This window comes from Pseudooceanicola sp. NS-SX9, assembly GCF_057380705.1.
In genome coordinates this window covers 562,781-576,369 of sequence record NZ_CM170818.1, presented here as the reverse complement: position 1 = coordinate 576,369, position 13,589 = coordinate 562,781, and the positions used below count along the sequence as shown (strand labels likewise).

General features: G+C 68.8%; 8 protein-coding genes. 3 read left to right on the top strand and 5 right to left on the bottom strand.

The features are described 5' to 3' along the window. The first annotated feature begins 151 nt into the window (after positions 1-151). A complete protein-coding gene (locus tag AC2ITM_RS02750) occupies positions 152-1,429 on the top strand; it encodes a glycosyltransferase (RefSeq protein WP_486468312.1) in 1,278 nt (425 codons plus the stop codon). Beyond that, a complete protein-coding gene (locus tag AC2ITM_RS02745; protein WP_486468311.1) occupies positions 1,426-2,685 on the top strand; it encodes a glycosyltransferase in 1,260 nt (419 codons plus the stop codon). Before AC2ITM_RS02750 ends, AC2ITM_RS02745 begins: the two co-directional genes overlap by 4 nt. Before the next feature lie 365 nt (positions 2,686-3,050). Here AC2ITM_RS02745 and AC2ITM_RS02740 read toward each other — a convergent pair whose 3' ends face one another. Then, positions 3,051-3,932 carry a sulfotransferase gene (locus AC2ITM_RS02740; RefSeq protein WP_486468310.1) on the bottom strand — a complete coding sequence of 294 codons (882 nt, stop codon included), beginning with the start codon at positions 3,930-3,932 and terminating at the stop codon, positions 3,051-3,053. Positions 3,933-4,159: 227 nt separating this feature from the next. Here AC2ITM_RS02740 and AC2ITM_RS02735 point away from each other — a divergent pair, with 227 nt between their 5' ends. Next, complete coding sequence (locus tag AC2ITM_RS02735) at positions 4,160-7,021, top strand: S8 family serine peptidase (protein ID WP_486468309.1); 2,862 nt, start codon at positions 4,160-4,162, stop codon at positions 7,019-7,021. Between the two features lie 622 nt (positions 7,022-7,643). Here the strand turns inward: AC2ITM_RS02735 and AC2ITM_RS02730 are convergent. From AC2ITM_RS02730 to AC2ITM_RS02715, 4 genes are all read right to left on the bottom strand, one after another. Further along, positions 7,644-10,175, bottom strand: a complete 2,532-nt coding sequence (locus AC2ITM_RS02730; protein WP_486468308.1) for a chemotaxis protein CheB — start codon at positions 10,173-10,175, stop codon at positions 7,644-7,646. A gap of 90 nt (positions 10,176-10,265) precedes the next feature. Then, positions 10,266-12,068 carry a putative bifunctional diguanylate cyclase/phosphodiesterase gene (locus tag AC2ITM_RS02725; protein WP_486468307.1) on the bottom strand — a complete coding sequence of 601 codons (1,803 nt, stop codon included), beginning with the start codon at positions 12,066-12,068 and terminating at the stop codon, positions 10,266-10,268. A 205-nt stretch (positions 12,069-12,273) separates the two neighbouring features. Further along, positions 12,274-12,942 (bottom strand): trimeric intracellular cation channel family protein, encoded by a 669-nt coding sequence (locus tag AC2ITM_RS02720; protein ID WP_486468306.1) that lies wholly within the window; start codon positions 12,940-12,942, stop codon positions 12,274-12,276. A gap of 104 nt (positions 12,943-13,046) precedes the next feature. After that, complete coding sequence (locus tag AC2ITM_RS02715; protein WP_486468305.1) at positions 13,047-13,577, bottom strand: sarcosine oxidase subunit gamma; 531 nt, start codon at positions 13,575-13,577, stop codon at positions 13,047-13,049. Between the last annotated feature and the right edge of the window lie 12 nt (positions 13,578-13,589).

The following is a 13,589-nucleotide window of genomic DNA, read 5'->3' as shown; positions in this document are numbered from 1 at the left end:
CCTCCGCATCCCTCGCTTTGACGCGACCCTGGCATCGCAGCCGTTAAGGACCGGTGTGCGCCTTGCCGATTTCCCGGGATCCGCATGCCATTAACCGTCTCTTCAGCACGTTGCGCGTAACGCTGGACCAGAGGCGGTTCACGGACGGATCATGGGACGACATATCGGCATCCGGCAGCTGCGGCGCGCGCTGCATTTCCTGCGCCACGAGGGCGCCCGGGCGACCCTGAGGCGCATGCGGCTGTGGTGGCAGGCGGGGGGGCGCCCCTCGATGCTGCAGCCGCAGGCGGGGCAGCCCGGGGCGGGCGATCTGCAAAGCTTCTGGACCGAGCTTTCGCTGCGGCACGGCTTTCGCATCCCTGCGCAGGTGCCGACCGACCGGCGCCGCAAGATCGCCCTGATCGGCGATCTGAACCTGCCCCAATGCCGCAAGTACCGGGTCGAACAACCGGCCGAGCTGTTCCGCCTGGCCGGTGCCGACTATGCCTTTTCGCATTACGAGGACGTGCCGCGCTGCATGGATATCCTGCAGGATGCCAGCCATGTGATCCTGTACCGCCTGCGCAGCCATCCTCTTGTCACGCAATACCTTTACGAGGCCCGACGGCTGCGTCTGCCGGTGCTGTATGACATCGACGACCCGCTGTTTTCGGTGCCGGCCTATGCGGATTATGCCAATATGGAGGCCCTGCCGGCCGGCCTGCGCCAGCATTTCATCGCCGAGGCCCCCGCCTATGCCGAGGTGATGAATGCCGCCGATGCGGTCTGCGTCTCGACCCCGGCGCTGCAGCGCCACGCCCGCGAATTCACCCAGCGCCCGGTCTTCCTGCGCCGCAACTTCGCCGATGCCCAGACGCTGGAGGCCCGCCCCCTGCCCCCGCCCCAGGGCGGGCTGCGGCTGTGCTTTGCCAGCGGTTCGCATGGCCATGAGGCCGACTTTGCCCTGATCGCGGAACCGGTTGCAGCCCTGCTGCGCAGCGATCCGGCGCATCGGCTGGTGCTTCTGGGCCATTTCGACACCGCCCGCCTGCCGGCCCGGCTGCGACCACAGATCGAATCCCATCCCTTCACCGGCTATGCCGACTATCTGGCGCAATTGGCACAATGCCATCTGGCGCTGCTGCCGCTGCAGGACGACCTGTTCAACCGCTGCAAGAGCGCGGTGCGGGTGATCGACGCGGCGTCGGTCGCGGTGCCAAGCTTCGTGTCCGCGGGGTCCGACATGGCCGCCATGGTCGAGGACGGCGGCACGGGCCGGGTCCTGGCCGGGGCTGACGACTGGGCCGAGGCCCTGCAGGCAGCCGCCCGCGACCGCGCAGCCCTAACGCGTATGGGCGCCGCCGCCCGCACCATCCTGCAAGAGGGCTGGAGCGCCCGCCTGTCGTCTCCCGTGGTCGATCCCGGGCTGATCCGGTGGATCGCCGCATGAGCCGCCCGCATGTCCTTGTCGGCAACATCTTCTTTGCCCCCTACAGCTATGGCGGCGCCACCGTCGTCGCCGAAGAGGTCGCCCGTGCCCTGCATGCCCATCACGGCTGGCAGGTCAGCGCCGTTTCGGCAGTCAGCCGCCGCGACCTGCCGGACTATGCCCTGCGCCGCGCGCAAAGCGGCGCCATTGCCAGCTGGCTGATCAACCTGCCCCCCCGGCGCGGCTATGCCCAGATGTACGACAATCCCCAGGTCGGAGAGGTCTTTGCCCGCCTGCTGCACCAGCTCCAGCCCGACCTGCTGCACCTGCACTGCATCCAGGAACTGGGCATCGCCCCGCTGGCGGCGGCGCGGACGGCGGGGGTGCCTGTGGTGGTCTCGGCGCATGATTTCTGGTGGATCTGCGACCGCCAGTTCATGATCCGCCCCGACGGCCGCTATTGCGCCCAGGACCCGGTGCGGATCGAGGCCTGCCGGTCCTGCGGCCCCGACATGGCGCCGATGCGCCACCGCCGGAACCGGCTGGCCGACGTGGCAGCCGAAGTGCCGCTGATGACCTTCCCATCGGATTTCGCCCGCGGGCTCTGCCTGGCCTCGGGGCTGGCCCCCGCCCGGGCCGAGGTCTGGCGCAACGGCATCACCCGCCCGGGCCCCGGCTTTGCCGCCCGCCAGGCCGCGCGCCGGGCCGCCGATCCGCGCACCGTCTTCGCCTTCTGCGGCGGCCCCTCGGCGCTGAAGGGCTGGCCGCTGATCCGCCGCGCCTTCGAGGGCCTGGGCCGCAGCGATTTCCGCGTGCTGCTGGCAGATGGCGGCCTGCACGAGAGCTGGTGGCGATCCCAGGACCTCTCGGCCCTGCCGGGCGACTGGCGCCTGCATCCGCGTTATGAACAGCACAGCATGGATGCCTTCTGGGCACAGGTGGACGTGCTGCTGTTCCCCTCGCAATGGAAGGAAACCTTCGGCCTGGCCCTGCGCGAGGCACTGGCGCGTGGCATCCGGGTGATCCAGACCGACAGCGGTGGCACGATGGAACATCCCGGGCCCGACCGCGCCCATGCCCTGCCGATCGGCGCCCCGCCCGAAGCCCTGCGCCGCGAGATCCTGCGCACCCTGCGCCAGCCCACGCGCGAGGTCGCGCCCGTCCCCCTCGACGGCTTTGCCGAGCAGGCACAGGCCTTCGTCGAGCTGACACGGCCGCTGCTGAACCGCGACCCGATCCCCCTGGCCGATGCCCTGCCCCGGCGCGCCCTGCCCTGAACCTCTGCCAAGTCAGTCGCGGACATCGCCGGCGGACAGGCCCCTTCGCACAGCACCACGACCACGACCACGACCACGACCACGACCACGACCACGACCACGACCACGACCACGACCACGACAGGGGGCCACGCCAGAGCAGGCCCGCCAAGGCATCAGGCCACGCCGGTTGCACCCAAGGCAGGGCCATTTGCGGCCACCGGCCCGGGCGTGCAGACGTCGGGGGGGGGGGGCTTTCGTCCAGGGGCCCGCTTGCACGGGCGCACGTGCCGCAGGCACATGCGCCACCGGTTCGCGCCAGACACGGATTGCCGCCCCGGAGAGCGCTTTGCCGACCAGTGCGACGTTCGCCCCTCGCCGGGGGGTCAGGCGTCCCAGCTTTCTGGCAGGCTCAGACCCAGGGCGCGCAGCTCGTCGCAGATGCGGGCGACATCCTCGGCCACCAGGGCGGGGAAGAACTCGGGCATCGGCAGGCTGGCCGAGGCATTGACCCGGCGCGTCACCAGCGCCTCGGGGTAGTCATGGGGGGGAATGCCCAGATGCGCCTCGATCCGGGCCAGCACGCCACGGGGATCGCTGCGCATGTCCTCGTAGAAGAGCGGCAGCACCACATCCGCCGACAGCCCCGCGCCCAGTCGCCGCAGCACGGCGCCATATTCGGCGTTCGACCAGATGAACTCCTGCCGCAGAAAGCGCTGCAGCTCGGCCGGGCCCCAGCTGGCCAGCCGGTCCAGCTGCCCGGTCACCTGCAGGTGGAATTTCACGTGGCTCCACAGTCGCCTGACCGGATGGCGCAGGGTGTAGATCACCCGCAGCCGGGTGCAGCTGGCCTCGATCGCGGTCCAGGCCTCCTGCGGCAGATGGGCCTGCAGGTTCGAGAAATCGCAGGCATAAAGCTCTCCGCGCGGCCGGGTGAACAGGTTGCGGTACCAGAAATCATCGACCGGCCGCGACAGGTACTGCGCCGCCCAGTGCAGTTGCAGGCGGATGCGGTCGGGATTGGCGGTCTCGGGGTCGTAGCGGTCCAGGTAACGCTCGCGCACACGGGCCAGGCGGTTGCGGTCTGACAACTGCCCGGGATTGCAGTAGCGGTGATAGAAGTAATGCAGCTCCTTCTCGGGGGTGAAATGCAGCTCGGGGTGGCGCTCCAGGACCGAGAACAGCCAGGTCGTCCCCGCCTTCATCGCCCCCACGCTGAGGAAAAGATGCCCGAAAAGCCGTTCCTGCCCGTCTGCCTGCGCCTGCATGTCGATCCGTCCTGCACCAGCCCGCTTCCGGGATAAGGCGGATTGGTCAAGCCTTCGTTACCGGCATCGGGGCAGGGCAATGCGGCGAAAGCCGGGCACAGGCGGGGCCAAACCTGGGAACACACTGAAAATCCTATTCATTTCCCCTTCAGGGATCCGTCTGCAGGGCAGAAGCCATTAACCCGCATCCCCTAGCCTTGTCGCGCGACCGCACCCGGAGACCCCAGATGCCCACGGGCCTGAACCCGCTTTACAAGCAGCAGTGGCATTTCTCGCTTCTTGGCGGGATCGAGGACGTCTGGCAGGACTACACCGGCGCCGGCATCCGCATCGGCATCTTCGACGAGGGCGTCGAGGCCGGACAATCCGACCTGATCGCCAATTACGATGCCTCGCTGGAATACGACTTCCTGAATGGCACGCCCAACAGCAGTGACGCCGGTCACGGCACGGCCGTGGCCGGGATCATTGCCGCCGCCGACAACGGATCCGGCGGTCTGGGCGTCGCCTACGGGGCGCATATCACCTCGGTCGACTACGTCCGTGATGCGATCTACCTGTCGGCCAAGGACTTTTTCCGCATCTTCGAAGAGGCCGCGCGCTTTGACGTGGTCAACAATTCCTGGGGGTCACTGCCGGGGTTCAATTACCATGCCAGCCTCAGCGATGCCCAAAGCCAGGTGGCGCGCGAGGCCGCCGGCATCCGCATGGCGGCCGAGACCGGACGCCACGGGCTGGGCACGGTCTTTACCAAGGCCGTCGGCAACGAGGCCAACGACGCCTATGCCGCCGCCCTGGGGATCTACGGCAATGGCCATGGCGACGGGCTGAACAACCTGCACGAGATGATCGTGGTCGCCGCCACCGACACCAAGGGCAATGTCGCCAGCTATTCCAACTGGGGCCACAACATCCTGGTCGCCGCCCCGGCGGCCTCGATCACCACCGACATGACCAGCACCGCCGGATACAGCTCGGGCGACAGCACGACGACCTTCGGCGGCACCTCTGCCGCCACGCCCGTTGTCTCGGGGGTGGCGGCGCTGATGCTTCAGGCCAATGCCCGGCTGCACTGGACGGACGTGCAGAACATCCTGGCGGTCTCGGCTGGCCAGACCGGTTCGGGCTTTGGCAGCGGGGCGCAGGGCTATGAGGTCTCGAGCTGGTTCGCCAATGGCGCCACCACCTGGAATGGCGGCGGCCTCAGCTATCACGTCAACTACGGCTATGGCATGATCGATGCCCGTGCGGCAGTGCGCATGGCCGAGGTCTGGAGCCTGATGGCCCCCGACACGGCCGACCGGCAGGTCAGCCGCACCATTGCCTGCATTCCCGAAACCCCCGTCGCGATCGAGGACCTGGGCACGTCCGAGCTGAGCTATACCGCCGCCAGCGGCGACATCGTGCTGGACCACGTCTATGTCACGGTCGACTTCAAGCACAGCTGGATCTCGGATCTGACGCTGGTGCTGATCGCCCCGGACGGGACCGAGGTCGACCTGCTGGCCCGGGATGGCAGCAACAGCTTTGACGGGTCCTGGACCTTCGGCATCACCTCGCTGCGCGGCATCAGCCAGCAGGGCACCTGGCGCCTGCAGGCCACCGATCACGCAGAGCGCGATACCGGCCTGCTGCGCGGCTTCGGCATGACCTTCGAGGGGCAGAAGGCCAGTACCGACCAGATCTATACCTTCACCGATGATTTCCAGGCCCTGAAGGCGGCACAGGGCAGCCGCGGCCAGATCACCGATTCCGACGGCGGCAGCGACTGGATCAACCTGGCCGCACTTAGCGGCAATGCCCAGCTGCGGCTGGGCGATACCTCTGGCAGCCTGCGGGTGGATGGCCAGACCTGGGCCAGCCTGACCGGCAGTTTTGAAAATGTCGCCGGCGGCGATGGCAACGATACGATCACCGGCAGTTCGGCCGCCAATCACCTGCTGGGGGGGCGCGGCAACGACATCCTGTCGGCCGGCGCCGGCCGGGATGCGCTGAAAGGCGGTGACGGGGCGGATTCCCTCTATGGCGAAGGCGGCCGCGACCAGCTGCTGGGGGGCTCGGGCGACGATACGCTGGACGGCGGCACCGAGGCAGACGAGCTGCGCGGCGGCTGGGGCAATGACCATGCCTGGGGCGGTGACGGCGACGACATGGTGATCGGCAATGTCGGCGACGACGAGGTGCATGGCGACCAGGGCGACGATTCCGTCACCGGCGACGGCGGCATGGACACCCTCTACGGAGAGGCCGGCAACGACGTGCTGAACGGCGGGCGGCATTCCGACACGATCTATGGCGGCAGCGGGCGGGACCGGCTGGTGGGCGAACAGGGCTTTGATCACATGTATGGCGGATCGGGCGACGACAGCCTCTTTGGCGGATCCGAGAACGACTGGCTGCATGGCGACCGCGACAATGACCTGCTGCTGGGCGGCACCGGTCAGGACCGGCTGTTCGGCGATGCGGGCAACGACACGCTGAAGGGGGAAGGCGGCTATGACCGGCTGGAAGCCGGTTCCGGCGATGACTGGCTGGACGGCGGGCGACAGGCCGACAACCTGTTCGGCGGCACCGGCCAGGACAGCCTGTTCGGCGGCGAGGGGCTGGACCGGCTGTTCGGCGGATCGGGGGATGATCTGCTGGACGGCGGCGACACCGGCGACGGCCTGTTCGGCGAGGCCGGAAACGACCGTCTGCTTGGCGGTGGCGGCGGCGACAACCTGCTGGGCGGCACCGGCAACGACCTGCTGATGGGCGGATCAGGCGATGACCGGCTGTCGGGCGGATCGGGTCGTGACACGCTGGATGGCGGCACCGGCAACGACCGGCTGACCGGCGATTTCAATGCCGATACCTTCGTCTTCCACAACGACTTTGGCCAGGACATCATCACCGATTTCGACATCACCGGCGCGCTGGAAAAGATCGACCTGAGCGATGTCGATGCCATCACCGATGCCGAAGATCTGTTCGCGCATCACCTGGTCGACACCGCCGCCGGGGTGACCATCCTGGATGGCGATGGCAACCGCATTCTGGTGGCGGGCGTCCATATCACCGACCTGACGGCGGCTCATTTCATCCTCTAGCCCCGGGGGCCGCCCGGGACAGTGCCAAGGCCCTTCCCCCGGCATTTTGCCTGCAAGGGGGCTCCGGGGGCCCCGATGCCCGCCTCGGGACCGGGTGAGAGGCCAGTTTCAGGACGCCCCCCGCATGCCCTTGCCGCGCATGTCTTGGACCAGGCCCCGGGCGGAAAGCATGCTCAGGCCCGCTCCGTGCGGAAAATCACGCCCTGACATCCCCCCGTTCTGCCCCCGCCTTGCGTATCGTCAAAAGCATGCGCCCGGCATTGCCAGAGGATCTGACTGGACGCAAAGGGGCACAGCAATCAGACGAGCAGCCTGATGGGAAAAGTCGTCAGCGCGCAGGTCGCTTCCTGCGCGTCGGCCTCCTTTTCGTTTCATCAGCTTGGCAATGAGAGCCCACGAAAGGGCGCACTGTCGGGGCGCGTAACGGTTGCGATCCGGGCACCTCAGCACCAGGCCAGGGCGCGGGTCGACTGCAGGGCGGGCCATGCGGATCCGCCCGGGGCCTGTGCAGCGGCACCCGATCCGCCAGGGCCTGCGCCCCGATCCCACCGGACCGGATGCCACGCCGGGGCAGCGGCCCTTGCGGCAGGGGCAGCACGGCCGCAAGCACGGAACCCGCAGGTCAGTCCCAGGCGTCGGGGCGGGTGCAGGTCAGCAGGATCAGCCGCCCCTCGCCGGGGCGGCGCGGCGCCAGCAGGCTGAGGCGCAGCTGCATCGGCGCCCCCCCGAAGGCCCCTGTCACCGAGGCCCCGGGCGCATCGCCCGCCAGGATGCCCTCGGCCAGGGCCTGAAGATCGGCCAGCGCGATCTGCGCGGCCACCCGCGCCAGCGGCTGACCCAGATCATCCTCCTCCAGGCCGAAATCCTGCCCGGCCCGGCCGCCGAACCGGCAGATCCGCAGCCCTTCGTCCAGCAGCAGCACCCCCAGGCCCAGCCCCTCAAGGATCCGCGTCATGTCCTGCGCGGCCTCTTCCATGGCCAGCATCCTGGTCTCGTGCGCGGCGGTCAGCGTCACCAGCTGCTCGTTGACCACATGCAGCTCCTCGTTCGAGCTTTGCAGTTCTTCGTTGGAGGTCTGCAATTCCTCGTTGGTGGCCAGAAGCTCCTCGTTCGAGCTTTCCAGCTCTTCGCTGCTGGCCTCCAGCTTTTCGGTCATCCGCGCCAGCGTATGTTCCGTCAGCCGCAGGTCGCGTTCCAGCGCCTGCAGGCGGTAGCGCAGCCGCGCCTCTTCGCCCGCGCCCTGCGACACCGGGATGACACTGGCGGCCGCGCCCGCCATATCTTCCAGCTCCAGCAGCAGGAAATCCGGCCCCGAGGGCATCGACAGCGGTGTGCAGGTCAGGTGCAGGTCGTGCCTGTGGCCACTGCCGTCATGCAGGCTGATGTCGCGTTCGAACCGGTCCAGCTGATCCTGCCGCAGCCGGCCAAGCGCCACCGAGACCGGGAATTGCAGGTCATGATGCAGCGCCGCCCGGATCGAGCGGTCGCCGCCAGGCGGCACGCTGACATAGCGCGCGGCGGCCCCGAAAACGGCGACGACCTGGCCCCAGGGGGCGACCACCATTTCGGATCGGTCATGCCGCCCCAGCAGCGCCTCCCAGACGCGGCTGCTGTCACCACGCCGGTCGCGCGGCGCATCGGCGGCGGGCGGGTCCTCCTGCGGGTCGGTCCCGGGGGTGGCGGGGCGCTGCGGCAGCATGGCCGGATCCAGCACCCGCCCCTTCATGGCGCCACGGAACAGCCGCCAGCGGCTGTCGAGAATGCGGAAGTGGATGACGTGCCGACCCAGGCTTTCCTGCGGCCCCAGCAGCAGATGCCCGCCCGGACGCAGGCCGAAGATGAACATCGACAGCACCCGCAGCTGCGCTTCCTCGGTCAGCAGACCCAAGAGGTTCCGGCACGAGATCAGATCGAGGTTCATGAACGGCGGGTCCGACAGCACGTCATGGACCGAAAAAATCACCCGCTGGCGCAACATCGGGTCGATGACAAAGCCGCCCGTCCCATCGGGACGAAAATAGCGCGTGCGCAGATCTTCGGCGACAGGCGCGAGCGCGGCCGCGCTGTAACGCCCGGCCGAACCCCGGTCGATGGCGCCGCGGTGCAGGTCGGTGGCGATGATGCGAAAGCTGCGGTCGATGCCGAGGGTGCGCATCACCTCGGCCATCTCGATGGCGATGGTATAGGCCTCTTCGCCCCCCGCGCAGCCCGGCACCCAGATGCGGAAGGCACGGCCCGGGGCGGCCTCGGCCAGCATCGGCTCCAGCGCCTCGCGGCGCAGCGCCCGGATGGCATCAGGATCGCGGTAGAAACCCGCCCCTTTAGAGAACAGGGCCTCGTAAAGCTCCTCCTGCAACTCGGGGCGGGCGATCATCAGGTCGCGCCCCTCGTTCAGCGAGGCCAGGTTGCGGCGGCTGCGCCAGGCCTCCAGCCCGCCCATCAGCCCCTGCGGGCGATAGGCCGCCAGATCCAGGCCGTGCTCTTGCTGCAGGCGTTCCAGCAAAGCCTGGGCCGCGGTGCGCGCCACCGGCTGCAGCGGCGGCGCGGGCGCATCGGCATCCTGAATGCGGGCCCGGATCGCTTCGGGGATCTCGGCGGCGGGCAGCACGCGGTTGGCGGCCCCCGCCTTCAGCACCGCGCTCGGCATCGAGGGGAAATCGGCCTCCTGCGGGGATTGCACCAGCACCATGGCGCCGGCCCGGCGCAAGGCCTGCGCCCCCTCGGCGCCATCCGACCCGGCCCCCGACAGCACCACGGCAAAGCTGGCGCGCGGATCGCGTTCGCTGAGCGAGGTGAAGAACACGTCGATCGGCCGGAGCGGCCCCTGCCCCGCCCCCCGGCGGGCCGGACGGGTGCGGAACTGTTCCTCGTGCAGCTCGACCAGATGCCCCGGCGGACTGAGGTACAGCGTGTCCGGCTGCAGCGTCATACCATCGGCCAGCTCCAGGATGCGCAGCCCCGACTGGCGCGCCAGCAGCCGGTCCAGATGCGACACCCCATCGGCGGGCAGGTGGCGGATCACCACGTAGCTCCAGCCGGCGGTTTCGGGAGCGGCGGCAAAGAACGCCTCGAGCGGCTCCAGCCCGCCGGCCGAGGCCGCGATAGCCACCAGCGGATGGGTTCCGTGCTCGAGGGCGGTTGCTGTCAGATCCATGGTCCCAAGATCCGGGTTCCTGCCAAATTTTAAAAGAAACCGGGGCATCGCGGCGCGGCTGCCCGCGCCCCCGGCTGCATTTGCGGCATATCAAGGGGAGATGCCATGATTCATGGACGACGTGGAAACGGGACCGGCCCCAAACCGTTCCAGCGGCTCCGGATGCCCGATAGCGTAGCCTTGGCCGAATGTGCAGCCCAGCAGACGCAACATGCGCAGCTGCTGGTCGTTTTCCACCCCCTCCGCGACCACAGGATAGCCCAGATCGCGCGCCAGCGCCACTACCGAGCGCACGATGGCCCGATCCCGCGCATCACTGCACAGCCCCTGCACGAAGGACCGGTCGATCTTCAGCAGATCCACGGGCCAGTCGCGCAGGTGCCGCAGCCCGCCGTAGCCGGTCCCGAAATCGTCCAGCGCCACCCTGGCACCGCGCTGCCGCAATTCCTCGAGCGAGCGGAAGATCTGCCCCGAATCCTCGTCCAGTATCACCGTCTCCGTGACCTCGATCATGATGCGGTTCCAGCCGATGCCGGTTTCGGCCAGGGCAGTCTGGAAATCGAAGACGAATTCCCGGTCGATCAGATCGAAATAGGTCAGGTTCAGCGACAGCCGCGCATCGCGGTCCAGCCGTGGCAGGGCATCGGCGAACCGGGCCAGGGCGGCCCGGGTGATGTGGCGCGTCAGGGCGCAGGCCAGGGCGGGATCGCGGAACACCTCCTGAAAGGCGGCGGGCGGCAACAGCCCCAGGCGCGGATTGTGCCAGCGGCTAAGCACTTCGTAGCCGGTGATCCGCCCCGAGGGCAGATGCCGGATCGGCTGGAAATGCGGCTGCACCTGCCCGGCCTCGCAGGCCTGGCGAAAGCTTTTCAGCAGCTCGGCCTGGTCGCGGCGGGCGCCGTGCTCGGCGGTATAGAGAACCGACATCCCACGCCCCGAACATTTCGCCGCATAAAGCGCAAGGTCGGCGCGCTCGTAAAGCGTCTCGTAATCGCTGCCATCGGCGGGGCTGAGCGCGGCCCCCATGCTGACGCGGCCCAGTTCGGGGCGGTTCAGCACTGCGCAGGCCCGCAGGATGCTGTTGCGGCACTGCATCATCACCGATTGGACAGTGCCGCGACAAGGCGCGGGAAGCTCCAGCAGCAGGCCGAATTCATCGCCGCCCAGCCGCCCTGCCAGCCCCTGACCGGCCATGCAGCCGGCAATGGCCTCGGCCACGGTGCGCAGAAACTGGTCACCGTAGGGATGACCATATAGGTCGTTGATCTTCTTGAAATGGTCGATGTCGATCAGCACGAAGGCGATGGCGCCGCAGGTCTCGGCCAGGCGGGTGCGCATCCGGGCTGCAAAGGCTGCGCGGTTCAGCACCTGGGTCAGCGGATCGCGTTCGGCCAGGTCCTGCAACCGGGTGCCCAGGCGCCGGCTCTCGGCCAGGTCCTGTTCCAGCCGGCTGCGGTCGGACCAGCCCTGCAACAGCGCCTCGAAGGCGGCGGCGGCGGCATCCAGGACCGCAGGGGTCAGCCCGGTCCCCGGCAACAGCACCAGCAGGCCGACCTCGGCCCCCGAGACCAGGCGCAGGCTGCGCAGCCATGGCCCGGTGCGGGGATCTTCGGCGGCATGCAGATGGCGGCCGCGCAGCGCCGCACGCAGGATATCAAAGCCTTCGCTGTCGCCGCTCATCACGGCGGGCATCGCAAGCCCCGGCACGGCCCCCTCGCGGATCTGGACGGCCAGCGCCCTCAGGCCCAGACCGCGCTGCACCAGCCGCAGCTGGGCCTCCAGCGCCAGGCGCATCTCGGCCCCGGCCGAGGTTGCCCCCAGACGCTCGGCCACCGGCCCCTCGGAGCGTGGCCGCAGGAGCGAGCTGCCCTCGTCTCGCTCCTGCGGTGTCATCGCAGGCATCCCCGCGCCCTGTCGTCCTGACGTCCCCAAAACACCGACATGGCGCGTCTCCTGCCCCGGCAGGGCCAGCGCCCCGTCCGGCGCAGGTCCCATGCTACAAGGATCCAGAGTTGGCAGAATTGCTTAACAAGGGATTAAACCCTGGGTTGAAAGTTAACCCTGACGCAACACCTGCACGCAACACCCCCTGCTTTGGTCAGGAGGCATGGGGATCTTCGGGCGGGGCGAAGCTGTCGGGATAGGCACGTCCCTTGCGGGGCCGGAAGGCCGGCAGCGTCAGGTTGCGCATGATCGCCGCGATCCGCAGGCTGAGCGCGGTGACAAAGCCCGCCACCGCCGCCAGCGTCGCGGGCGCCTGCAGTGCTTCGCAGACCACCACCGTCAGCCCGCCCAGGGTGGCGCAGGTCATGTAGATCTCGCGGCGCATGATGATGCTGGGCTCGCCCCCCAGAAGGTCGCGCACGATGCCCCCCACCGTGGCCGAGAACAGCCCCATCACCACCGCGACCGTCCCCGACACCCCCAGATCCAGCGCCTTCAGCGTGCCGGCGGTGGCGGCGAAGGCCATGCCGAAGGCATCGCACCAGACGATCCAGTGGATCCGGCTGTTCATCAGGAAGGCGGTGAAATGCAGCACCACGGCCACCGCGACACACAGCATCAGCGGCCAGGGATGCTGGACCCAGAACACCGGCACCCCCAGCAGCAGGTCGCGCAGGGTGCCGCCACCGATGCCGGTCACGCAGGCCAGCCACAGGAAGCCGAAGACATCCATCTGCTTGCGCGACGCCACCAGCGCCCCGGTCGTGGCGAACACCACGGTCGAGAAGATGTCGAGGGCCATCAGGAAATGATCGGGGGTCATGGGCGCGCTCCTTCACCGGCAGTGAAGCAGGCGCGCCGGGTCCGGGCCAGCGGTTTCCGCCGCCCCGGAAGCAAGGTCACCGGACTGTCAGGACCGGAGGGGCCTTACAGCCCCGAGGCGAATTCCTTCTGGGCGTGGTAGAGGTGCCCCACCACATGGCCCGCGAAGCTGCGCCAGATGTTCAGCCGGAAGCTGTCGGCGCTTTCGCGCACCAGCACCACGGGCGTGCCCTCGAAGACGGTGCGCGCGCCCTGCCCCGGCGCCATCCGCGACAGGTCGCGGGCGATGCCGGTGGCCAGGATGTCCTCGACCGCGGGCCCCGAGACGCGGATGAACTGCTCGCGCTCGCTGATCTCGACCAGCGAATGGGGGGCGGTGTCATAGACCGCGGCGGCGGCGGCGGTGATCGCCCCCGCATCCGAGGGCGCGCCGCTCAGGACCCATTCATCGGGGCCCAGGCACAGCGCCTTGCGGCCCGAACCGCTGGTCTGGGTGCCGACCTTCGCGGTCAGCTCCAGCCCCAGGGCCGCGGCCAGGGCTGCGCGTTCCCCCTCTCGGACGCGCAGGGAAAAACGTGCCTCGGCGGGCAGTTCCTCGATGGTGACGCCACCGGCGGTCTTCTTTTCGAACGTCATCTGCCGCATCCT